Source organism: Streptomyces sp. NPDC040610 (assembly GCF_055594065.1).
The window spans coordinates 481121-503056 of sequence record NZ_JBVIXA010000005.1 but is presented as its reverse complement, the minus strand read 5'-3'; the positions used below and the strand labels follow the sequence as shown (position 1 = coordinate 503056).

18 protein-coding genes, 1 pseudogene and 1 riboswitch are annotated in these 21936 nt (G+C 72.8%); of the genes and pseudogenes, 3 read left to right on the top strand and 16 right to left on the bottom strand.

Annotation, left to right across the window (positions count from 1 at the left end; all coding sequences use genetic code 11):
• Positions 1–364: 364 nt before the first annotated feature.
• From ACZ6AA_RS20970 to ACZ6AA_RS20915, 12 genes are all read right to left on the bottom strand, one after another.
• Positions 365–1309, bottom strand: coding sequence for a Ppx/GppA phosphatase family protein (locus ACZ6AA_RS20970; RefSeq protein WP_471459378.1), 945 nt, complete (start codon positions 1307–1309; stop codon positions 365–367).
• Positions 1310–1589: 280 nt separating this feature from the next.
• Positions 1590–2114, bottom strand: a complete 525-nt coding sequence (locus ACZ6AA_RS20965; protein ID WP_468482514.1) for a DUF501 domain-containing protein — start codon at positions 2112–2114, stop codon at positions 1590–1592.
• A gap of 85 nt (positions 2115–2199) precedes the next feature.
• Positions 2200–2694: an FtsB family cell division protein gene (locus tag ACZ6AA_RS20960; RefSeq protein WP_471459376.1), complete on the bottom strand. Its 495-nt coding sequence runs from the start codon at positions 2692–2694 to the stop codon at positions 2200–2202.
• Between the two features lie 101 nt (positions 2695–2795).
• On the bottom strand, positions 2796–4082 hold the full coding sequence (gene eno / locus ACZ6AA_RS20955) for a phosphopyruvate hydratase (protein ID WP_030360668.1): 1287 nt from the start codon (positions 4080–4082) through the stop codon (positions 2796–2798).
• Positions 4083–4480: 398 nt separating this feature from the next.
• A complete protein-coding gene (locus ACZ6AA_RS20950; RefSeq protein ID WP_471459374.1) occupies positions 4481–5206 on the bottom strand; it encodes a transglycosylase family protein in 726 nt (241 codons plus the stop codon).
• A gap of 4 nt (positions 5207–5210) precedes the next feature.
• Positions 5211–5394, bottom strand: a riboswitch (cyclic di-AMP (ydaO/yuaA leader).
• A 203-nt stretch (positions 5395–5597) separates the two neighbouring features.
• Positions 5598–6695, bottom strand: coding sequence for a LysM peptidoglycan-binding domain-containing protein (locus ACZ6AA_RS20945; RefSeq protein WP_468482516.1), 1098 nt, complete (start codon positions 6693–6695; stop codon positions 5598–5600).
• 167 nt (positions 6696–6862) lie between these two features.
• A complete protein-coding gene (locus tag ACZ6AA_RS20940; RefSeq protein WP_468482517.1) occupies positions 6863–8119 on the bottom strand; it encodes a cytochrome P450 family protein in 1257 nt (418 codons plus the stop codon).
• A 112-nt stretch (positions 8120–8231) separates the two neighbouring features.
• A complete protein-coding gene (locus ACZ6AA_RS20935) occupies positions 8232–9227 on the bottom strand; it encodes a nucleoside triphosphate pyrophosphohydrolase (RefSeq protein WP_468459862.1) in 996 nt (331 codons plus the stop codon).
• Positions 9228–9266: 39 nt separating this feature from the next.
• A complete protein-coding gene (locus ACZ6AA_RS20930) occupies positions 9267–9929 on the bottom strand; it encodes a SurA N-terminal domain-containing protein (RefSeq protein WP_471459372.1) in 663 nt (220 codons plus the stop codon).
• Between the two features lie 201 nt (positions 9930–10130).
• Positions 10131–11669 carry a serine/threonine-protein kinase gene (locus ACZ6AA_RS20925; protein ID WP_468460000.1) on the bottom strand — a complete coding sequence of 513 codons (1539 nt, stop codon included), beginning with the start codon at positions 11667–11669 and terminating at the stop codon, positions 10131–10133.
• Positions 11666–12259 carry a hypothetical protein gene (locus ACZ6AA_RS20920; RefSeq protein WP_471459370.1) on the bottom strand — a complete coding sequence of 198 codons (594 nt, stop codon included), beginning with the start codon at positions 12257–12259 and terminating at the stop codon, positions 11666–11668. The genes ACZ6AA_RS20925 and ACZ6AA_RS20920 overlap by 4 nt, the downstream gene beginning before the upstream one ends.
• A 210-nt stretch (positions 12260–12469) precedes the next feature.
• Positions 12470–14581, bottom strand: a complete 2112-nt coding sequence (locus ACZ6AA_RS20915; protein ID WP_471459460.1) for an N-6 DNA methylase — start codon at positions 14579–14581, stop codon at positions 12470–12472.
• Positions 14582–14975: 394 nt separating this feature from the next.
• Here ACZ6AA_RS20915 and ACZ6AA_RS20910 point away from each other — a divergent pair, with 394 nt between their 5' ends.
• Positions 14976–15812: a hypothetical protein gene (locus ACZ6AA_RS20910; protein ID WP_468459868.1), complete on the top strand. Its 837-nt coding sequence runs from the start codon at positions 14976–14978 to the stop codon at positions 15810–15812.
• A 56-nt stretch (positions 15813–15868) separates the two neighbouring features.
• On the opposite strand, the gene ACZ6AA_RS20905 is transcribed toward ACZ6AA_RS20910, so the two are convergent.
• The 4 genes and pseudogenes from ACZ6AA_RS20905 to ACZ6AA_RS20890 form a co-directional block, all read right to left on the bottom strand.
• Positions 15869–16612 (bottom strand): N-acetyltransferase, encoded by a 744-nt coding sequence (locus ACZ6AA_RS20905; protein WP_468459870.1) that lies wholly within the window; start codon positions 16610–16612, stop codon positions 15869–15871.
• A 163-nt stretch (positions 16613–16775) separates the two neighbouring features.
• Positions 16776–17480 carry an HNH endonuclease family protein gene (locus tag ACZ6AA_RS20900; protein ID WP_471459458.1) on the bottom strand — a complete coding sequence of 235 codons (705 nt, stop codon included), beginning with the start codon at positions 17478–17480 and terminating at the stop codon, positions 16776–16778.
• 442 nt (positions 17481–17922) lie between these two features.
• Complete coding sequence (locus ACZ6AA_RS20895; protein WP_471459368.1) at positions 17923–18327, bottom strand: hypothetical protein; 405 nt, start codon at positions 18325–18327, stop codon at positions 17923–17925.
• Between the two features lie 123 nt (positions 18328–18450).
• Positions 18451–19665 (bottom strand): annotated as a pseudogene (locus ACZ6AA_RS20890) (helix-turn-helix domain-containing protein).
• Positions 19666–19913: 248 nt separating this feature from the next.
• On the opposite strand from ACZ6AA_RS20890, the gene ACZ6AA_RS20885 reads away from it, so the two are divergent.
• Positions 19914–20357: a nuclear transport factor 2 family protein gene (locus ACZ6AA_RS20885; protein ID WP_468459875.1), complete on the top strand. Its 444-nt coding sequence runs from the start codon at positions 19914–19916 to the stop codon at positions 20355–20357.
• 106 nt (positions 20358–20463) lie between these two features.
• On the top strand, positions 20464–21819 hold the full coding sequence (locus ACZ6AA_RS20880; protein ID WP_468459877.1) for an SGNH/GDSL hydrolase family protein: 1356 nt from the start codon (positions 20464–20466) through the stop codon (positions 21817–21819).
• Positions 21820–21936: the final 117 nt, after the last annotated feature.

Here is a 21936-nt window from a genome sequence, read left to right as displayed (position 1 = left end):
TGGGGCCTCTGCTACACTTCGCCGCCCACGTGACGGAGGTCATGACCGCACGAGGGAACCACCGCCCCACGCGAGTCGTTGTCAACCCCTCGTGAGCTGCCGCTCCTGGCTCCGGCGCCCGGTGGACCACCCCCTGGTTCACACCCCGGCAACACCCCGGAAGCACTCCCGGCACCCGCCTTCGGGCCCGCACCCCGCCCGTTCCCGGGCCGAACTCCTCAAAACCTCGCCCAACAGGGCCGATTTCCTTGTGAAGAACTTCACGAACTTTCTCGGCGGAGCCCCGGAAGGAAGCGTTCCAACCCCCCTCCGGGCCGCTCAGAAGTGGTCCGACACGCTCAGCCGATCAAGGTACGGGCCCCTCTCAGGCGATCGACCAGGCGATCCCGTCGAGGATGTCGTGCTCGCTCACGACCAGCTCGGCCGCCCCGGCCCGCTCCATGATCGCGAGCAGGACGAGGACGCCCGCGGCGATGACGTCCACGCGGCCCGGGTGCATCACGGGGATCGCCGCGCGCTCGGCGTGCGTGGAGCGCACCAGCATGTCGGCGATCTCCGCCACGCGGGCGTAGGGGAAGCGGGAGTGGTGGATCGCGGCGGAGTCGTACGCGTCCAGGCCGAGGGCGATGCCGGCGACCGTGGTCACCGAGCCCGCGAGGCCCACGAGGGTGTGGGCCTCGCGCAGCGGGACCGTCTCCTCCGCGAGGTCAAGGGCCGCCTCGATGTCCGCGCGGATCGCGGCCAGCTGGGCCTCGGTGGGCGGGTCGGCGGAGACGACGCCGTCCCGGACGAGGTGGCGCTCCGTCATCCGCACGCAGCCGACGTCCACGGAGCGGGCCGCGCGCACGTGGTCGTCGCCGACGACGAACTCCGTGGAGCCGCCGCCGATGTCGACGACGAGGTACGGGCCCGGCATGTCCGGGTGGCCCTTCAGCTCCCTGGTCGCGCCCGTGAAGGAGAACTCGGCCTCCTGGTCGCCGCTGATCACCTCCGGTTCGACGCCGAGGATGTCGAGGACGCCGCGCACGAAGTCGTCGCGGTTCTCGGCGTCGCGGGAGGCGGAGGTGGCGACGAAGCGGAGGCGCTCCGCGCCGTGTTCCTTGATGACCTCGGCGTACTCGCGGCAGGCCGCGAACGTCCGCTCCAGCGCCTCCGGGGCGAGCCTGCCCGTCCGGTCCACCCCCTGCCCGAGCCGGACGATCTCCATCCGGCGGTCCAGGTCGACGAGTTGCCCCGTCCCGGGGTCGGCGTCGGCCACGAGCAGGCGGATGGAGTTGGTACCGCAGTCGATGGCGGCCACGCGGGTCATCGGAGTTCTCCTTGTCGTTACGGTGCCGTCGGACGGAGCTGTGCCCACCCGCCGCCCCTGGCGGCCCAGCTGCCCACAGCGGGGGGCGACAGCAGCGGGTCGCCCCGTGGGCGCCGGGGGGCGGGAGCGCCTGCCCGCCGAGCCGCCCAGCCGCCCAGCCGCCCAGCCGCCCAGCCGCCCAGCCGCCCACGGCGAAGATACGGCCCACCGCAGGTAGCAAGGGTGGGCGGGTGGGGAATGCCCGCCGCGGAGCGGTGGGCCGGGTGACCCCGGTGCCGGGTCAGGCGGGGTCGGCGTTGCCCACGCAGGGGCCCTTCCGCCACCACTCCGGCAGCAGGGCGATCGCTTCGTCGCCGAGGGGGTTCACGCCGGGGCCCGCGGCCAGGGAGTGGGCCACAAGGACGTGCAGGCACTTCACGCGGTCCGGCATGCCCCCGGCCGAGGGGAAGCCTTCGAGGACCTCGATGGAGTCGCGCCGCGCGATGTAGTCCTCGTGGGCGGCCCGGTACGCGGCGGCCAGCTCGGGGTCGGTCGCGAGCCGCTCCGTCATCTCCTTCATGACGCCGTTGGCCTCGAGCGTCCCGATCGCGGACGCGGCCCGCGGGCACGTGAGGTAGTACGTCGTGGGGAACGGCGTGCCGTCGGGCAGCCGCGGCGCCGTCTCGACCACGTCCGGGTTGCCGCAGGGGCAGCGGTGGGCGATCGCGCGCAGACCGCGCGGCGGGCGTCCGAGCTGCTCCTGGAACGCGGCGATGTCGGCGTCCGTGGGCGCGGTGGGCTCGGTCTGGGGCGGGGGCGTCTGCATGCCTGTCTTTCGGTTCGTTCGGTTCTGCGGCGAGGTTCAGGGGTGGACAAGGTAGCGGGGACGGGCGGCGCGGCGGGCGGACACGTCAGTCGTCGTCGCCCCGCTCGGCGCGGTCGGCGCTGTCTACGCCGTCCCACACGTTCGCGTACCAGGGCCGGTCCGCCGCCGCCTCGTCACCGCGGTGGTCCGCCGCGGCCGCCGGGTCGATGACGGTGAACCCGGTCTCGCCCGGCATCACATAGTGCAGCCGGTCCCGGACGCGCTGCTCGGCGTACGCGTCGTCCTGCCAGCGGGCCTTCTCGTCGCGCAGGCGCTCCACGTTCTCGCGGTGCTCGGACTGCTTCTGCCGCTGCTCGGCGATCTCGGCGCGCTGCGACACGTACTGCCTCATCGGATAGGCGAGCGCCACGACCAGCGAGCACACGACGAGCACGAGGAGCGCGGCCCGGCCGGTGAGCCGGGAGCGGCGGGCCTGGCGCTTGGTCTGCGAGCGGTAGACGCGCTCGGCGGTCTGCTCGCCGAGCAGCCGCAGCCGGGTCGCCGTGGAGAACCGGTCCTTGTCCCGGACTTTCCCGGCCATGTGTCTCGCCTCCCCAGTACGCGCGTACGTCCCCGCACACGGTACGGGACCGAGTACGGGGACGTACGTACGACTGGCTAGGGCTTGGCCCGCGAAGCGGCTCAGCCCTTGAAGCGGGGGAACGCGCTGCGGCCCGCGTACACCGCCGCGTCGTCGAGGATCTCCTCGATGCGAAGCAGCTGGTTGTACTTGGCGACGCGGTCCGAGCGGGCCGGGGCGCCGGTCTTGATCTGGCCGCAGTTCACGGCGACGGCGAGGTCGGCGATGGTGACGTCCTCGGTCTCGCCGGAGCGGTGCGACATCATGCACTTGAAGCCGTTGCGCTGGGCCAGCTCGACGGCGTCGAGGGTCTCGGTCAGCGAACCGATCTGGTTGACCTTCACCAGGAGGGCGTTGGCGGAGCCCTCCTCGATGCCGCGGGCCAGGCGCTCGGGGTTGGTGACGAAGAGGTCGTCGCCGACGATCTGGACCTTGTCGCCCAGCTTGTCGGTGATGACCTTCCAGCCCGCCCAGTCGTCCTCGAACAGCGGGTCCTCGATGGACACGAGCGGGTACGCCTCGACGAGCTCGGCGTAGTACTCGGTCATCTCGGCGGCCGAGCGGGACTTGCCCTCGAACTCGTACTTGCCGTCCTTGTAGAACTCGGACGCGGCGACGTCGAGCGCGAGCGCGATCTGCTCGCCGGGGACGTAACCGGCCTGCTTGATGGCCTCGACGATGAGGTCGAGGGCGGCGCGGTTGGAGTCCAGGTTCGGCGCGAAGCCGCCCTCGTCGCCGAGGCCGGTCGACAGACCCTTGGTCTTCAGGACCTTCTTCAGCGTGTGGTAGACCTCGGCGCCCCAGCGCAGCGCCTCGGAGAAGGACTCCGCGCCGATCGGGGCGATCATGAACTCCTGAATGTCGACGTTGGAGTCCGCGTGGGACCCGCCGTTCAGGATGTTCATCATCGGAACGGGCAGCAGGTGCGCGTTCGGGCCGCCCAGGTAGCGGAAGAGCGGCAGGTCGCTCGCCTCGGAGGCGGCGTGGGCGACGGCGAGGGAGACGCCGAGGATGGCGTTGGCGCCGAGCGAGCCCTTGTTGTCGGTGGCGTCGAGGTCGAACATCGCCTGGTCGATCAGGCGCTGCTCGGTGGCGTCGTAGCCGACGAGCTCCGGGCCGATCTGCTCGATGACGGCGAGAACGGCCTTCTCGACGCCCTTGCCGCCGTAGCGGTTGGCGTCTCCGTCACGCAGTTCGATGGCCTCGAAGGCGCCGGTGGAGGCGCCGGACGGAACCGCGGCGCGGCCGGTGGACCCGTCGTCGAGGCCGACCTCGACCTCGACCGTGGGGTTGCCTCGGGAGTCCAGGATTTCCCGGGCTACGACGACGTCGATGGACGGCACGAGCATCTCCTTCTGGGATGTGACGCTAGGGGCGCATGGCGTGCACCACTGGGGGCGCGGGCTTGCGCATGGCTTGCATGGTCTTCATCGGCCCTGCGTCTCCTGAGCCTAACGGGCCCGGGAGCTTCGGCCAGCCGACCGCCCGCCCCGTGGGACGGCCATCGGGCCAATTCCCTGGGAATCAGGACGGAACCACAGGTTCTTACCGGTCGGTAGCTTCGCCCTGGGCGTACTTCGGAGCCGCCGGGGCACCCGGCAGGGCCGCCCCGGACAGCACCTCGCCCCGGTGCGTACGGGGGATACGCGCACCGGGGCGAGGGAGACCCGTGGGGACGGGGGCGCTCCGCGGGACGGAGCGGGGGCGCTGTCCGGACGGGCCGGACAGGCGCGGGTCGGGCTCAGCCTCAGCTGAGGTGCAGCTGCTGGCCCGGGTAGATCATGTCGGCGTCGGAGATGATGTCGCCGTTGAGCTTGTAGACCTTGTGCCAGCCGCCCTTGACGTCGTGCTCGTCGGCGATCTTGGACAGGGTGTCGCCCGTCTTGACCTTGTACTCGCCGTCGCCCTTCTTCACGACCTTGCCGGTCGGGGTCTGGACGGTCTTCTTCGACTCGGTCTGCGGGGCGGCCTGCTGCGGCTTCGGCTGCGGCTTGGCCTGCTGCTGCGGCTGAGCCTGCTGCTGCGGCTGCTGCTGGGGCTTGGCCTGCTGCTGGGGCTGCGTCTGCTGCTGCGGCTTCTCGGCACCGCCGCCGTTGTACGGGGCGCTGGTGAGGCCCACGCCACAGCTCGGCCAGGCACCCTTGCCCTGGCCCGCGAGGACCTTCTCGGCGATCTCGATCTGCTGGGCCTTGGAGGCCTTGTCGGCGGTGGCCGCGTACTTCGTACCGCCGTAAGCGGCCCAGGTGGAGGCGGAGAACTGCACGCCGCCGTAGTAGCCGTTGCCAGTGTTGATGGACCAGTTGCCGCCGGACTCGCACTGGGCGACCCGGTCCCACTGGTCGACGGTGGCGGCGTTCGCGGTACCGGCGGCCATCAGCGGGGCGGCGACGGCAGCGCCGGTGACACCGACGACGGCGGCCGCGCGGGTGGCCTTGGACGGACGACGGTGCTTGCCCTTGCCGGAAAGCAGCATGGAGTGATCCCCTCACCGACGCCTGCGAGGTGAGCTGTCGGGTTCGGGCGGGTGAGTGCCCGGCCGTACGGCTTCCGTACGACTTCACCCCTAGCCGGTCCTGCGCGTCGTGCGGCCACTGGCCGCTCAACGCGTGGGCCCGGCGCTTACCTTGGGTCCCCCGCTCCTGCCTTCGGCGCTCGAAGCGACGACTGTTCCCGTCCGGCCGTTGGCAGGATTCGGCGTACCGACCGGCGGGGCCCGCTGTGGCGAGCGGTCACGACCGTAGACAGGCAATCACCGGAATTTCAAAGACGATCAGGGCTTCTGAGACCCATCTCTCACTTGCCTCTCACCGTCTTTAAACCGGACATTCACCGCGAACTGCCAGTCAATTTCCGCTCCGCAAGGCCTACTTCCGGTCCGCCTCCGCGGCCTGTTCCTCGCTCAGGTCGAGTCGCTGACCGGGGAGGATGAGATCCGGGTCACCGCCCACGGTCCGCTTGTTCTCGGCGTAGAGGGTGGACCAGCCGCCGTCAAGGTCGTGCCGGTCGGCGATCTGCGAGAGGTTGTCGCCGGAGCGGACCGTGTAGGTGCCCGCGGGGTCACGGGCGTCACGCGCGTCGCGCCCTTCACCGCGCGACGCGTGGCGGCCCGCGGAGCCCGCGCCGCCCTTCTCCGCCTCGTCGGCACTGGAGCCGCGGTGGCGGCCCGAGGGAAGGCCGGAGGAGTCCTCGGAGCCCTCCGCGGAGTCGTCGGCGCCCGACGGCTCACGGCCCGCTTCGGACTCGGCGTCGGGCGAAGTGGTGCCGCGGTCGCCGGACTTGCCGTCCTCGTCCGCCGAGCCCTTCTCGCCCCTCTGTCTGCTCTTGTCGCGTTCGTCACTCTTGCCGGCCGAGCTGTCGCTGTCGGGCTTGCGGTGCTTGCCGGTCTCCTCGGACTTTCCGTCCTCGGCGTCCGCGCCGCGCTCCTCACCCTTCGCGTCGGCGGAGTCCTCGGCGCCCTTGCCGTCCTTCCCCTCGCCCTTCTCGCCCTTCTCGCCGTCCTTGTCGCCCTTGGAGTCCGTGGCGCCGTCGGACGGCTCCGCGGGCTTCGACGGGGCGACCGGGAGGCCCGGGTCGACGTCGGCGGCCGCGCCGCCCTTGCTGAGGCCCGCGGCCGGGCCGCAGTTCGGCCACGCGGCGGGGCCCTGGTCGGCCAGGACCTTGTCGGCGACGGCGATCTGCTGGGAGCGGCTCGCCTGGTCGGCGCTCGGCGCGTACGCGAGGCCGCCGTAGCTCTCCCAGGTCTCCTGCGTCAGCTGCAGGCCGCCGTAGTACCCGTCGCCCTTGGCGCTCCACGCGCCGCCGCTCTCGCACTCCGCGACCTTGTCCCACGTCGAGGCGTCGGCCGCGTGCGCGCCCGTGGCGCCGAGCAGCGGGATGGCGATGGCGGATCCCGTGACGCCCGCCGCGACGACGATCGCCGGGGCCTGGCGGGGACGGCGGTGACGGCCTTGGCCGGAGAGCATGCACGTGCCTTTCGAGCGACGACAAGAACAGCTGCGACACGTGGTGCCAAGGGGTGCCGAGCCGTCGTGAACGTAGCCGCAGTCGAACGTCAGTCACAAGTCGATGCAGCGCAGATCACGTGAAAGTCACAGTCTTGACGGTACGTCAGGAACGTGCCGGTCCCCCGTCAGCGGCCGGGCGGCGTGAACGTCACCGGCAAGGTCCGCAGGCCACGCATGATGAGCCCGCCGCGCCACCTCAACTCCTCAGGATCGACGGCGAGTTGCAGGTCGGGCAGCCTGCGGAGCAGCGTCGCGAGCGCCGTCTGGCCCTCCAGGCGGGCCAGCGGGGCGCCGAGGCAGTAGTGGATGCCGTGGCCGTATCCGAGGTGCTGGTTGTCGCTCCGGGACAGGTCGAGGAGGTCGGGGTCGGGAAAGCGGGCCGGGTCGCGGTCGGCGGCGGCGAGGACGACGAGGACGGGGTCGCCCGCGGCGATGTCCTGGCCGCCGACGCGCAGCGGTTCGGTGGCGAAGCGCCAGGTGGCCAGCTCCACGGGCCCGTCGAAGCGGAGCAGTTCCTCGACGCCGGTCTCCAGGAGGCCGGTGTCCCCGTCGGTGAGGGACTGTTGCAGCAGGGCACGCTGCCCGGGGTGGGTGAGCAGTGCGTACGTACCGTTCCCGATGAGGTTGACCGTTGTCTCGAAACCGGCGAAGAGAAGGATGAAGGCCATCGCGGCGGCCTCGTTCTCCGTGAGGTGCTCGCCGTGGTCGGAGGCGCGGATGAGGCCCGAGATCAGGTCGTCGCCGGGGTCGTTGCGCTTGCGGTGGATCAGGTCGGCGAGATAGCCGCGCATCTTCTTGACCGAGCGCGCGACGCCGCCCCGGGGCCCTCCCCCGTGCCGGATCATCATGCCCGCCCAGTCCCGGAAGTCGTCCTGGTCCTCGCGCGGGACGCCGAGCAGGTCGCAGATCGCGTAGATGGGGAGCGGGAAGGCGAACTCATGGATGAGGTCGGCTTCGCCCTTCGCCGCGAACCCGTCGATGAGCTGGTCCGTCAGCTCCTGCACGCGCGGCGCGAACTCGGCCACCCTGCGGGGCGTGAACGCCTTCGACACCAGGCGGCGCAGGCGGGTGTGGTCCGGTGGGTCGATGTTGAGCAGATGCGTCATCAGCTCGGCCTTGCGCTCGCCCGGGATGCCCGTCTTGCCCTTCGCGTGCGCGGGCTCGTCGTGATGCGCCGGGTTCTTGCTGAGGCGCTGGTCGGCGAGGGCCTGCCGGGCGTCGGCGTAGCGGGTGACCAGCCAGGCCTCCACCCCGCTGGGGAGTTCGGTCCGGTGCACCGGTGCGTGGTCGCGGAGCCAGGCGTACGCGGGGTACGGGTTGGCTGCGAACTCCCAGGTGAAGAGGTCCGGGGCGGGGGGCGCTGGCTGGGGCTGGTCGTGCATGGATCGACGGTATCCGGCTGTGGCCTCGCGGTGCGCCCCAGTCCCGCCCCTTCTCCGAAACCGGGGGCTGCCGCCCCCTGGACCCCCGCTGTCGGCGCTCCGCGCCTCGTCCTCAAACGCCGGACGGGCTGAAATCCCCCTCCGCCGCCAGGATCGCGTCCCGGTACGCCCGTGCCGCCGCCCGCAGCGCCGCCTCCGGGTCCACGCCCTCGGCCTCCGCGCGCACCGCCATCGCGAGCAGTTCGTACCCGACGCCCTCCCCTGTGGGCAGCGGGACGGTCAGGCCCGCCGTGCGGACCCGGGAGGACAGCTTCGCGGCCAGGGCCAGGCCGGGCTGGCCGAGGGGGATGCCCTCGGTGACGGAGTCGCGTTGCTTCTCCACCGCCTTGGTGCGGAGCCAGTGGGCCTTGACCTCTTCCGGGGTGGTCGCCGTCTCGTCGCCGAAGACGTGGGGGTGGCGGTGGATCAGCTTGTCCACGATGGTGCCCGCGACGTCGTCGAGGGAGAACGGCGCGTCCTCGTCCTCCTCGGCGATGCGCGCGTGGAAGACGACCTGGAGCAGGACGTCGCCCAGTTCCTCGCGGAGTTCGTCCGTGTCGCCGTCCTCGATGGCCTCGACGAGTTCGTACGCCTCCTCGATGCCGTACTTCGCGAGGCTCTGGTGGGTCTGGCGGGATGACCAGGGGCATTCGACGCGGATGCGGTCCATGACCTGGACCAGGTCGAGGAGGCGGGCGCCCGGCAGGTCGTACGAACCGGGGAGCAGCTCCAGGTCCGGCATCGAGACCCGGCCCGAGCCCGCGAGCCGCGCCAGGCCGTCCGTGAGCGGGCGGTCGCCCTCGGCCGTGGCGATCACGAGGACCGTGCGGCCGCCTGCGCACGCGCGCACCAGCTCCTCGGCGGTCGGCGAGGCCTGCTTGACCTCGACGCCCGCCTCGCGGAGATACGGCAGCTGCGGGTGCGCGGCGTCGGCGCACAGGACCTCGTCGGCGTCGTGCAGCAGCCGCCAGGCCGTCCAGGACAGCAGGCCGGGGGCGACGCGGTGGCTGGTGGTGAGCAGCACGACTCGGCCGGTCTCGATCTCGTTCACGCCTCGAACGTAACCCATGCCACTGACAGTGCCCGCGGCGCCGGCGGTGCCCGGCTGCTAGACCTCCGCGCGCGCCGAGCCGCCGCCCGACACCTCCCGCACCCACGGCGTCCGCAGGTCCGCGCGCTTGCTGGTCTTGACGTCCCAGGTGCCGTACCGCGGGTTCAGGTCGATGTCGAGCTTCTTGGAGGTCTTGGACAGCGTGGCCCAGAAGGCGTTCTGGCCGTCCTGGGCGTTCATGTCGGCGCCGAGGGCGCGGGCGAGCTTCTGTGCCTCGATCTCCGTGCGGATGCTGTCGTCGAGGTGCTTGGGCGCGACGCTGTACTGCTGGAGCCAGCCCGCCTCCAGGGCCTTCCTGCCGCCCGCCTGCTTCTCCAGTTGGCCGCGCATGGTCTGGATCTCCTTGCGCGTGACGCCCACCCCGGCGTCCCGCGCGGCCCGGTGCAGGACCTTGTCCAGGACCATGGTGTGCAGGGTGCTGCGGGTCAGGCCGCCGGTCTTGGCGATGACCTGCTCGTACTGCTTGTCGTCCGGCAGGGCGGCCCGCTGTGCGGAGCGCACCTCGTTCACCCGGTTCTCCAGTTGCGCGACCGTGATGCGCTGGTCGCCGACGACCGCGGCGGCGCCGGGGTGCGCGTCGTTGCCGCAGGCGGTCAGGAGCGGGGCCGCGACGAGGGCTGCGGCGGAGAGGACGAGCGCGGAGCGACGGCGGCGGTGCAAGTGGGCCTCCCGGTGGAGAGATTGTGCTTCGCTGCACAAAGTCTTGCGGTGATCGATGGTAGGCAGTGGTGACCGGCTCGGCCACCCATTCGACCAACGATTCGCAAGGAGTTGGGGCACCGGCTGGGGGGCGATCCACAGGACGGGCCCCGGGTGCCGCCGTCGCACGGCAGGACCCGGCCCGCCCTCGGACGGCCCGCCCTACCCCCGCACCTGCCCCAGCCACTGCAGCGTCCGCCGGATCTCCGCCGGGAACGGGTGGCCGATGCCGTGCACCCGCTCGGCGTCGAGCACGAGGCGGCCCAGCGTGTCGTGCGCGGCGGAGCGGTCGCCGAGGGCGAGCAGGAGCTGGCCGATGCGGCGGCGGATCTCCAGGGACTGGCGGATGTCGTCGGTGGCGTACTGGTTCTCGTAATAGGGGAGCAGCGTGCGGTACTCGGCGAGGGCCGCCGCCGGTTCGCCGAGCTGTTCCAGGCACTGGGCGGCCTCGTAGCGGAACTGGAGGGACTGCGGGTCGGCGTGGCCGGACTCGGCGGCGCGCTGGTCGGCGAGGCGGCGCAGCTCGGGCAGGGCGCGGCGGTACTGGCCGTCGTCCATGAGCGTGGCCGCGTACTGCTTGCGCAGGGTGCGGACGACGGGTGAGTGCTCGCCGTGCTGGGCGGCGGCGGCCGGCAGGATCGCGCCGAGGGTGTCGACGGCCTGCGTGATGCGGCCCTCGCCGAGGAGGCGCTTGACCTCGTCGACGGCGGCGGCGACGTCCTGGCCGCGGGCGGGGCCGGGCGGTTGGGTCTGCGGGGCGGGCGCGGGGGTCGCGGCGCGGTCGGGCCAGGGGGCGTGCGGGCGCAGGAACGGGCGGGTCGGGTCGAGGGGGCGGCCGGTCGGCACGGAGCGGCCCGGAAGGAGCGGCACCAGTTCCTCGTACACGTCCTGGGCGCTCGCGGGGCGGTGCTGGGGGTCCTTGGCGAGCAGCCGCAGGACGAGGGATTCGAGGGCTTCGGGGACCTCGGGGCGCAGCCTGCGCACCGGCAGGGGCGGCTCGTAGAGGTGGCGGTGCAGCACCCCGAGGGCGGTGGAGCCGGAGAACGGCACGTCGCCGCTGAGGAGTTCGTGCAGGAGCACGCCGAGTGCGTACAGGTCGGTGTACGGCCCGACGGCGCCGCCCATGGCCTGCTCCGGCGCCATGTACGAGGGGCTGCCGATCGGGGAGCCGGTGTGGGTGAGGCGGGTGGTGTCGGTGTCCATGACCGAGGCGATGCCGAGGTCGAGGATCGTGAGGGTGCCGTCCTGGCGGACCATCACGTTCCGCGGCTTCAGGTCGCGGTGCACGATCGGCACGGCGTGCACGGCGGAGAGCACGGCGCACAGTTGCGCGGCGACGGCGACGGCCCACTGCCAGGGGTAGGGGGTGTGCTCGGCGAGGTGGTCGCCGAGGTCCGCGCCGTCGACGTACTGCATGACCAGGTACAGGTCCTCGTCCTCGGTGCCCGCGTCGTGCACGGTGACCAGGCCGGGGTGGTCGACCTGGGCGGTGACGCGGCACTCGCGCAGGAAGCGGCGGCGCAGCTCGTCGGCCTCGGCGCCCGCGACCTTGTCGGGCCGGAGCAGCTTGACCGCGACCCGGCGGTCGAGGCGCTGGTCGTACGCCGTCCACACCTGGCCCATGCCGCCCTGGCCGATGAGCGTGGAGAGTTCGTAGCGACCGGCGATCAGGCGGTGGTCCGTCCCACCTGCCACGGTCAGTTGCCGCCTTCCTGCTTGCGCAGATAGTCACTGAGCTCGTCCAGCTCGGCCCGGACCTGGTGGATGCGGGCGGGCGCGGGGCGCGCGGGCGGCGGGGGCGTCGGGGTGTGCGCGGGCGGCGACTGCAGGGGTGCCGGGCCGGGGTGCGGGACGGGGCCGGTCTGCTGCGGGTAGCCGTAGGCCTGCTGGGGGCCGGTGGCGTAGCCCATGGCCTGCGACTGGTGGTAGAGCACGCGGGCCTGCGCGTCGGCCTGTTGGAAGTGGCGGATCTCCAGGATCAGGTAGTACGTCACGGCGGCCACGAGCGTGCCGAGGAGCAGGCCCACGCCCAGCTCGCCGCGCCAGGTGGTGATCTCCTCGCCGGGGTCGTTGGCGATGAAGGCGACGGCCGCGACGTCGAGCGTGATCACCGCCCCGAACGCCGCCCAGTCCCGCGCCCTGCGCGTCACGAGCGCGAGCCGCAGGACCGGCGCCGCCGTGAGGAAGCCGCAGGTCACGACGGCGAGCACCACGAACATGACGCGCAGCGTCACCGTCGGTCCGCCGGAGGGGGCCGGCGGGTGCTGCGGCCCGTAGCCGTGGCCGTGCATGGCTGCTCCTGATACCTGACGCGGCCGCACGCGTCCCGGGGGGCGGCGCTCTGGGCGCGCCCCGCAGGCGTACGGCCGACGAACGAACGAATGCAGAATCGAGCGTATAGGCCGACTCGGACAACCGGTCCCGGGTTGTACCGAACCGTTGCCGTACTGGTCATGTCGCCGCGGCGACACGCTTCTGCCGGCACTTCGGCTCCGCCCGGCTCACGGCGACACACTGCCGTCGGTCAGTCCGTCGTGCATCCCGCGCACCAGTCGCTCGCCGAGGCGGCCCGCGAGGCGCAGCGCGTCCTCGAAGGCGGCGAGCTCCCGGAACCGCTCGCCGTAGCCGCGCTGTTGGGCGGGCGGAAGCCGGGGCAGCTGCAGTCGGCGCACGTCGAGCCGGGCGGAGGTGGAGGCGTAGCTGCTCGCCTGGCGGTTGTTGGCGGTGCCGCGCAGGAATCCGGCGAGGAACCAGGGGTCGAGGGCGTCCCGGTCGGGGCGCAGCAGGACCAGGCCGCGCCCGGGCACGGCGCCCGCGGTGGCCTCGTCGATGACACGGGCGGCGGCGGTGCCGCCGAGCACGGGCACGACGACGTCGCCGGGGGCGGTGAGCACGGGGGTGTCGGGCGTCTGGGCGGGGGTGTCCTGGAGGGGGGCGCCGGGGGCGGTGGGCTCCGTGGCGGGGAGTGCGGTGGCGGTGGGCGCGACCGGGGCGGGCGCGGTTCCGGCGAGGACGTCGTGTTCGGTGAGGACGGGGACGGGGCCGTCGGCGAGGGCTCCCGCGGCCGTCGACTGGCCCGGGTGGATCGACAGGGCGCCCGCGCGGGCGAGTTCGCCGATCGTGGTGAGCGGCCAGCGGGCCGCGTCCGGCGGGCCGGGGGCGGCCTCCGGCGGGGTGAGTCCCGCGGTCAGGCGCAGCGTGTCGTCGAGCAGGGCGCGTACGTCGCGCAGTTCCTCGGCGCCGCCTTCCGCGGCCCGGGGCGGCAGACGGCGGGCGGGCGCCAGGTCGACCTCGTCGTCGAGGAGTCCGAGCACCGGCACGGACAGCGCGAAGCCCGGCTCCTCCGCGAGCGTGCCCTCGCGCTCGAACCGGCGGAACGCGCCGAGCACGGCGTCCCGCACCGGCGTCCAGGCCTGCCGGTCCCGCCCGTCGGTGTGCTTGCCGTCGGCCGCGGCGGCGCTCCCCCCGGCCTCGACGAGCAGCACCTCGGGGGCGCTCGGCGCGTCGGGGCCCGGCCTGCGCAGGACCCAGACGTGCAGCGGCAGATGGTACGGCGGGGCGGCACCGGCGGGCAGCGCGATCACGGCCCGCAGGGCGCCGCGGCGCAGCAGGTCGGCGCGGACGCGGCGGCCCGAGCGGCGGGACGCGGCGGCGGGCGGCATCAGGACCACGGCGCTGCCGCCGTCACGAAGGCGCGCCAACGCGTGCTGCACCCAGGCCAGTTCGGACTCGGTGCGGGCCGGGAAGCCGTACTCCCAGCGCGGGTCGTAGGCCAGCTCGTCGTGGCCCCAGTTGCGGTCGTTGAACGGCGGGTGGCACAGCACGACGTCGGCTGCGAGGTCGGTGAACGCGTCGGCGCGCAGGGTGTCGGCGGCGGCGGTGCGCACGGTCGCGGCGGAGCCGAGGGCGAGCCGCAGGGCGGTGAGGGCGGCGAGGTCGGGGGCGCTGTCCTGGCCGTACAGGCGAGCGTCGGCGCCGTCCCTGCCGGGGCCGGGGGCGGCGGCGCGCAGCAGGGCGCCGGTGCCGCAGGCCGGGTCGAGAACGGTACGTCCGGCGCGGTCGGCGCCCGCGAGGGCGGCCATCAGGTCGGCGGGGCCCTGCGGGGTGAGGGTGTACTGGCGGGGGTTGGCGTCCAGGTGGCGGCCGAGCAGGAACTCGTACGCGGTGGGGGCGCCGAGTTCGGCGGCGAGATCGGCGACGGAGCGCAGCAGGGGGGCGGACGGCAGGAGCTCGGGGGGCGCGGGGGCGCGCACGGCGCGGGTGGCGGACGGCGGCCCGAAGCGCGGGGTCAGCACGCCCTCGACGAGGTCCGGGAGCAGCCGGGCCATCCGCTCGTCCGAAACGGCGCTCGCCGCCAGCCAGTCGGGGTGGCGGTCGTGCACGAGGAGCAGGGCGCAGCCGACGTGCAGAAGGGCGGGGACGGGGCCCGCCGGGTGTCCGGCGAGCTGCTGCCAGACGCGTTCGCGCAGCGGTACTTCGGAGAGCTTGCCCTGGCCGCGCAGCCAGCCCTCGACCTCGCCGAGCGCGAAGGACGGGCTGGTGTCGGTGCCGCCCACGGGCTTGGGGAAGTCGGCGTGGCGGCGGCGCCAGTTGCTGACGGCGGCGCGGCCCACGCCTGCGAGGCGGGCGATGCCTGCGGCGGTGACTTCGGTGGGGTCGGCGGTGGTGTTCGTGTGCGGGGGGCTGGTCGCGTCGGTCGTACGCGCTGTGCCCGCCGCGTAGGCCGTCCCCTCTGCCGTCCCCTCGGCCGCGCCCCGCGCACGCCGCACCCCGTTCCCCTGCCGCGTCGGCCCGCTGGTCGTCACTGGCCCGCCCCTCGTCGTCCGGTCCCGCTCGCTCCCCGTGCGCCGCCTTCTCCCCGACGGCGCGCGAACCGAGCTTACCCAGCCGAGTAGGACGAACCCCTTTCACATGCGTTAACCACCCCTCCCCTGTGAACCGTGTTGACTCGGTTCACAGAAAGCTGCTCTCATAGACGCTCCGAACGAATCCCTGGGGGGACCTCTCATGCAGCACCGTTCGCGCGCTCGCCGCGCCACCCTGGCCGCGCTCTGCCTCACCGCGGCGGCGGCCGTCACCCTGACGGCCTGCGGCAGCGACAAGGGCGGCTCCTCCCCCTGGGACGCCGCGAAGAAGTCCGGCGACTCACAGTCGGGCAAGGACGGCAAGGACGGCGGGGAGAAGTCCGGCGGCGGGGCGAAGGGCCCCTTCCCCGGGCTGTCGGGGCCGGACATCGTCGACAAGTCCGTGGCGGCGACGACCGGCGCGAAGTCGCTCACCCTCAAGGGCAGCGCGCCCGACGACGAGGGCGGCGTCATCGACATGGACATCGCGCTCAACACCCGCGGCGAGTGCGCCGGTTCGATGAGCATGAAGGACCAGGGCTCGGTCGACCTGATCGTGAACCGCAGCACCGTGTACATGCGGCCCGACGCGGAGTTCATCCGCTCGGAGACCAAGGACCAGCCGGAGGCCGAGACCTCCGCGGCCGTGCAGCTGATGGCCGACCGCTGGTCGAAGTCCAGCGCGACCTCGTCCGACGCCAAGGGCATGGCCACGTTCTGCGACCTCGACCTCATCCTGGCCGAGTTCAAGGACGTCAACTCGATCGCGCGGCGCGGCGAGCAGACCTCCGTCGACGGCACTCCGGCCCTCGCGCTGCGCGAGGACGAGGGCGAGGACAAGTACACGATCTACGTCGCGACCGAGGGCAAGCCGTACCTGCTGAAGATCGTCAACGACACCGCGAAGCGGTCCGAGTCCCTGACGTTCGGCGACTACGACAAGCCGGTGGACACGACGCCCCCGAGCGGGGACGTCCTCGACCTCGACAAGATGAACTGAGGGAAGGCCCGGCGCGCCTCACGGTGCGTGCCGGGCCTCACCTCGCGCGCCACGCCTCACAGGACGTGCCGCACCCACACATTCGGCTCCACGTACACCGCGTACCCGCGTCCGGGCTCGCAGTGCACCGGCACCAGGGCCCCCGGCACCTCGACGAGTCCCTGCTCGTCCAGCGGCAGGCCCGTCCACTTACGCCACCGCTCCAGCGGGCCCGACACCGTCATCGACGCCGGGGCCACCTTCTCGATGACGCCGCCCGCGCGGACGTGGACGCGCAGCCACGGGTCGTGCGGCAGGCCGTCCGCCCGGGTGCGCCACGCGTACTCCTCGATCGGCGTCGTGGGCTCCAGGTGCTTGGCGTTGGGCCGCACCGGCGCGACGACCTCGCCGAAGCCGCGCCCGCGCGCGTTCTCCCGCAGGGCCGCGAGCACCCGGCCCGAGACGCCGTGCCCCTGCGCGTCCGGGGCGACCGTGATCTCGATGGCGCTGACGGTGTCCGGCTCCCGGCCCCGCCTGAGGTCCGAGAACGCCCACAGCATGACCGCGTCCCAGCCGTCGCCCGGCAACTCCCCGCGCCCGTCCGCCCCCAGCGCGAACGGCACGCTGAACGCCCGCGCCACGACCTTCCCCCCGGCGTCGGTGGCGACCAGGACGTGCTCCGGCCACTCCACCGGGATCCGGCCCATCAGCGACCAGGCGATGGGGTCGTACTGCACGAACTCGACCCAGGTGTCGTCCATCGCCCACATCGGGTCGGCGAGTTCGGGCCGCTCGGCGAGCGAGGTGATCTTCAGGTCCATGCCCGCACGCTAACGACCGGGCAGCGGCGGGGAAACCGAATTAGCGCGCGGCCGCGCGGGCGAAGCAGCAGGTCACGGTGGCGCGGGTCGCGGGTCGCGGGTCGCGCGAACCACACCCGCACCGCACCCCACCCCACCTCACCTCACCTCACCTCACCTCACCTCACCGGGCCCGGAACCGCTCCGGCGCCGCCGTCGGGTTCCCGCCGCCCGGCAGTTTCTCCTGCGGGCAGCGCGCGAGCACCTTCCGCATCGCGTTCCTCTCGGCCTCGGTCACCCACAGCCCGTACTTCTTCTTCACGGCGACCTGCCGGGCCACGTAGGCGCAGCGGTAGGACTTGTTCGCGGGCAGCCACGTAGCCGTATCGCCGTCGCCCTTGCCGCGGTTGGGGCCCGCGTCGACGGCGAGGAGGTTCAACGGGTCGTTGGCCAGGGCGATGCGCTTGCTCGGGCGCCAGCTCCCCGCGCCCTTCTGCCAGGCGTCGGAGAGGGCGACGACGTGGTCGATGTCGACGCGGCTGCGCCCGCGTGTGAACGTCACGTCCTTGCCGGTGTACGGGTCCGGGGCGAGCCTCCCCGACACCACCGTGCAGTCACCGCCCCGGAACCTCACCCCGTCCAGGTCCCGCTTGAGTATGTCGTCACGGGTCCCGCACCCGTTGGAGTCGGTGTCGGCCCAGGGACTCCCGAACCGGGCGCGGTCGTAACCGGTCTTCGGGGCGCGGCCCTTGACGGCGAGCGCGTCCACGGCGGCCAGCGCGGGACCGCCCCGGGCGCCGGGAGCACCGCGCTTCCCACCGCCCTTGTCATCACCGTCACACCCGACCACGCCACCCAGCACGGCGACCGCCACGACAGCACCCACCAGACCGCGCCGCCTCGCACCCCCCAGAACCACAGGACTCCCCTCCCTCACCGGGCCCGACCACCGAGCACCCAAACGGCCGCCTTGCCCGGCGGCCAACCCGCCCAGACCTTACCTGCCCCAACGGGCAAGCAGCACAAACCAGACGTTTCACCGGGCCCTGCGTACACGTGGGCGGCGTCAAGTCGGGCCTGACTCGCGGGGGTTCACTCAGACCATCCCCGCAGGCGCGGGGACCACGGCGGACGTCCCGGAGTTCGCAGCTCTGGGCCGGGGCCACCCCCGCACACGCGGGGACCACAGGCCGCGACCTGCGGCTTCGCGACGCCGACTGCCGGTTTCCACTCTCTTCCTGGGAAACCGGCACTCCGGGGCAAGCCACACGATTCTCCCTCGTGTGCCGCAGCAGAGCCTGCGCCGCAGGCTAGCAACAGGCTGACAGCGCCTACGTATTACTGGCATCCTCCCCGATCGGCAGAGAACGGACACGGAGGGACGCCCACTGAGTCGCCGTCCACGCCTTACGCAGGCGGGTGCCTTCGGAGCAGGCGGGCCCCACGTGGGACCGAGGGCAGTGGAGCCGGTCGGCCAGGTCGGCGGTCACGGTGGCGGGGTCGTCGGTGCCGAGGGCGGCGTGGATACGGGCGGCCGGCACGCGGATCGCGTCGAAGCGACGGCCCAGCGGGAGCAGGGCGACTCCGTGGTGCAGCCACTCCTCGTGCACTTGGTGAGGGGCGGGATGGGCCTGCGCGAGCCAGCAGGAGACGGCTCTGCGCTCGTCGTCGCGCGATGGGGTCCGCCACAGTGAGCTGCCCCGGAGTGATGGCACGCGGGACCCGTCTTCGCCCATGTCGACCCCTTGCCGGTTGGTCATGGCCCGGGGCCGGTCACGTGGCCACCCAGGCGCTGCACAACTCATGCAATCGGTGCGCTACTCACGGTGGCAGGGAGGCAACGTCCCACTTTCACGACGCTAATCGCCGATGCCCAGGAACTCCGCCAACGCACGCAGTCCCACCGGGTGGTTGGGCAGCGCCCACAGGTCACGGACGATGGCCACGGCCAGCGTGTGGTGCTGCATCCACGTCGGTGCGACGCGGCGCAGGGACTCCAGGGTCTTCACCGCCCCCGCCGCGTCCCCCAGATCCGTGTGGGCCCGGGCAACGTCCAGCAGGAGCCACGTCCGCCACGACGGCGGGGTGTCCTTGCTCAGCCGCATGCCCTTCGCGAGCTTCAGGGCTTCCTCGGGGTGCCCGTACTGGACAGCGAGGCGGACGCGCTCGATGCGTACCGACGACGGGCTGAAGACGCTGACCATGCGGTTGTCGCTGCCTACGGGCAGCTTGGCCACGCGGGCGGCCTCGTTCTCCGCGTCCGCCATCAACTCGGCGGCCCGCAGGTAGTCGTTGCTGCGTGCGGCCGACGTGGCGGCGGACATGACCAGCGCGCCCCACACCTTCAGACCGTCGGCGGTGTCCGCGTACCCACCGCTCTTGGTGTCGTCGGCGGCGCTCAGCGCGATGTTCAGCGCGTCGTCCAGGCGCCCTTGCCGCTGGTAGGTCCACGCGACGGAGTTGACGAGCATGGGGCGGAGCAGGGGATCGGAGGACTGTTCGGCGGCTTCTGTCGCACGTTCCAGGGCGATGAGCGCGAGGTCCGTCTTGCCCATGCGGACGGCGACGTGCCCGGCGAGTTGCAGGGCCTTGCCGAGTGCGACCCGGCTGGCCCGGCGGTCGTCCTCGCCCCCTGAGACCGTGGCGGAGCGCGCGTCGGCGATCAGATCGGGAAGCACCTTCAGGACCGCCTCGAACTCGGCGGCGTGGTACCGCGACCAGCCGTCGGCGATCTGCTCGCGCAGGCGGTCCAGCGAGAACTCCGGCCCGGTCGTCTGCGGGCCCGGCCCTCAGAGCGCGGGCATGACCGCGCGCCGCATCGCCACGAAGCGCGGCCCGTCGTTCTCACCGCCGGAGGCAACCGCTGGTGGGTCTCCGAGCAGGGTGGTCAGCTCCACACCAAGACCGTTGGCCAGCGCGTGCAGCGTGGGCAGGCGGGCCGAGTGCTTCCGCCGCTGTTCGAGCTGACGGATCACGTCGACGAAGACACCGGAGCGCTCAGCCAACTCCTCCTGAGTCAGCGAGGCCAACCGGCGCAGACGGCGCAGGGTTCGCCCCAATTCTTCGTTCGCCACGCTGCCACCGTACGCCGCCCAGGCGACGAGACCGCGATGGAGACCGGCCCCGGCGGGCCCTCAACGACGAGACGGTGATCACGCGTTGCTGCCGCATGGCGACTTCACGGAGCCGACAAGCACGCCCGCACCGCCCCCCCATTACCCCCGAAGTAATCGACGCCCCCACCCCTCCCCCGGCATCCTCAAGAACGTCAACAGGGCCCGCCCACCAGCAGGCCCCGCCGCACGTCACGAGGGAGCCGTCCATGTCCACGGAAACCACCGAGGCCGCCACGTCCGCCGCCGTCGAGGCCGCCACCCGCGCCACCGTCGACGCCTTCCTCGGCGCCACCGCCGCGCGTGACACCGCCCGGCTCGCGGAGTTGTTCGCCGATGACGTCGACTGGCTGCTCGCCGAGAACGCCGTGGTGCCGTGGATACGCCCCCGGAGCACCGGTGCCGAGTGCTCCACCCAGGCCGAGGACCTGGCGCGGTACACCGTCGCGGAGGACGCCCGCGCCAGTGTGGACACGTACCTGGTGACCGGGCAGGACGCCGTCATCATGGGGCACCTGTCCGGGACCGTGCGCGCCACCGGCAAGTCTTTCGAGGGCCCCTTCGCGCTGCGACTGACCGTCGAGGGCGGGCGGATCGTCCGGCACCACCTCTACGAGAACAGCCTGTCCGTCGCGGCGGCCTGCACCCCCTGACGCAGTGCCGCCCCGCCTCCGGGAATAGCCGGAGCCCCTCTCCACTTGAGTGCAGTGACCTCGCCGGAAGATCCGGACGGGGAACACTGAACTGGGGGCGGGACACATGACGGGACGCATCAGGTCCAAGGGTTCGGCACGCCGCGCGGGCGCCGCGCTGCTCGCGACGGCCACGCTGGCCGCGCTGCCCGTCGTCGGCGCGCAGGGGCTGACCGGCCCCTCCGGCGCAGCGGCGGCCGGGCACGACACCGCCGCGTACAAGAGCGAAGCCGCCTCGTACAAGAGCAAACACAGTTCGCACAAGGGCAGTGCCTGGCAAGGCGGTTGGGCCGCATCGCCGCAGGCTCCCACCGAGGTCTTCACGCCCAACTGGTCCAAGGAAGGCTTCGCGCGGCACAGCGTCCGGCAGGTCGTCCGCGTCAGCAAGGGCGGTACGAAGGCCCGCATCGAGCTGTCGAACCGGTACGGCAAGTCGCCGCTGCGCATCACCGGCGCGACCATCGCCCGCACGGCCGAGGGCGCCGCGGTCGAGGGCGGTTCGGTTCGGAAGCTGACCTTCGGCAAGGACGGGTCGGTGACGATCCCGGCGGGCGGCAAGGTCTACAGCGACGGCGTCCCGTTCCCCGTCAAGGCGCTGGAGTCCCTGACCGTCACGCTGTACCTGGCGGAGCCGACCGGGCCCACCACCTTCCACATGCAGTCCTCCGCCACCAGCTACCGCGCCCAGGGCGACCACACCGCCGACCAGGGCGGCGCCGCGTTCACGGAGACCAGCGACTCCTGGTACTACCTGTCCGGCGTCGAGGTCAGCGGCAAGGGGACCGCGCGCCGCGACTCCGTGGTGGCCTTCGGGGACTCCATCACCGACGGCGTCGGCTCCACCGTGAACACCGACAACCGCTACCCCGACGAGTTGGCCGAGCGCTTCGCCGCCGCGGGCAAGCCGCGCAGCGTCCTCAACCACGGCATCTCCGGCAACCAGGTCACCAACGACACCTCCTGGGCCGGTGAGAAGGGGCTCGTCCGCTTCAAGAAGGACGTCCTGAGCGAGCCGAACGTCGGCACCGTCATCGTCCTCGAAGGCATCAACGACATCGGCGGCAGCGGGCCCACCTACCCCGGCGGCCCCACCCCCGAGGTGTCGGTCCGCAAGCTCATCGACGGGCACCGCTCCCTGATCCGCCAGGCCCACGCCCGCGGCATCAAGGTGGTCGGCGCCACGCTGACACCCGTCAAGGGCTCGTTCTACGACACCCCGGCCAACGAGGCCAAGCGCGACGCGGTCAACGACTGGATCCGCACCTCCGGCGCGTACGACGAGGTGGTCGACCTCGACCGCACCCTCGCCGACCCCGCCGACCCGGACCGCATGGCGCCCGCCTACGACTCCGGCGACGCCCTGCACCCGAACGACGCCGGCTATCGGGCGATGGCCGCCGCCGTGGACCTGCGCACCCTCTGATCCCGCCGGGCCCGGGGGGGGGGGGGGGGGGGGGGGGGGGGGGGGGAGGGGGGGAGAGGGGGGGGGTGACGGGCGGTGACCGGCCACCGCTGTCGACGGTACGAAGGACGCATCACG

Bases quoted from the DNA above. Each gene is read 5' to 3' on its own strand.
- ACZ6AA_RS20885 (WP_468459875.1), top strand. From the start codon at position 19,914: ATGTCCACGGAAACCACCGAGGCCGCCACGTCCGCCGCCGTCGAGGCC.
- ACZ6AA_RS20880 (WP_468459877.1), top strand. From the start codon at position 20,464: ATGACGGGACGCATCAGGTCCAAGGGTTCGGCACGCCGCGCGGGCGCC.
- ACZ6AA_RS20905 (WP_468459870.1), bottom strand. From the start codon at position 16,612: ATGGACCTGAAGATCACCTCGCTCGCCGAGCGGCCCGAACTCGCCGAC.
- ACZ6AA_RS20895 (WP_471459368.1), bottom strand. From the start codon at position 18,327: ATGGGCGAAGACGGGTCCCGCGTGCCATCACTCCGGGGCAGCTCACTG.
- ACZ6AA_RS20935 (WP_468459862.1), bottom strand. From the start codon at position 9,227: ATGGGTTACGTTCGAGGCGTGAACGAGATCGAGACCGGCCGAGTCGTG.
- ACZ6AA_RS20920 (WP_471459370.1), bottom strand. From the start codon at position 12,259: ATGCACGGCCACGGCTACGGGCCGCAGCACCCGCCGGCCCCCTCCGGC.
- ACZ6AA_RS20910 (WP_468459868.1), top strand. From the start codon at position 14,976: ATGCAGCACCGTTCGCGCGCTCGCCGCGCCACCCTGGCCGCGCTCTGC.
- ACZ6AA_RS20945 (WP_468482516.1), bottom strand. From the start codon at position 6,695: ATGCTCTCCGGCCAAGGCCGTCACCGCCGTCCCCGCCAGGCCCCGGCG.
- ACZ6AA_RS20960 (WP_471459376.1), bottom strand. From the start codon at position 2,694: ATGGCCGGGAAAGTCCGGGACAAGGACCGGTTCTCCACGGCGACCCGG.
- eno (WP_030360668.1), bottom strand. From the start codon at position 4,082: ATGCTCGTGCCGTCCATCGACGTCGTCGTAGCCCGGGAAATCCTGGAC.
- ACZ6AA_RS20965 (WP_468482514.1), bottom strand. From the start codon at position 2,114: ATGCAGACGCCCCCGCCCCAGACCGAGCCCACCGCGCCCACGGACGCC.
- ACZ6AA_RS20970 (WP_471459378.1), bottom strand. From the start codon at position 1,309: ATGACCCGCGTGGCCGCCATCGACTGCGGTACCAACTCCATCCGCCTG.
- ACZ6AA_RS20940 (WP_468482517.1), bottom strand. From the start codon at position 8,119: ATGCACGACCAGCCCCAGCCAGCGCCCCCCGCCCCGGACCTCTTCACC.
- ACZ6AA_RS20950 (WP_471459374.1), bottom strand. From the start codon at position 5,206: ATGCTGCTTTCCGGCAAGGGCAAGCACCGTCGTCCGTCCAAGGCCACC.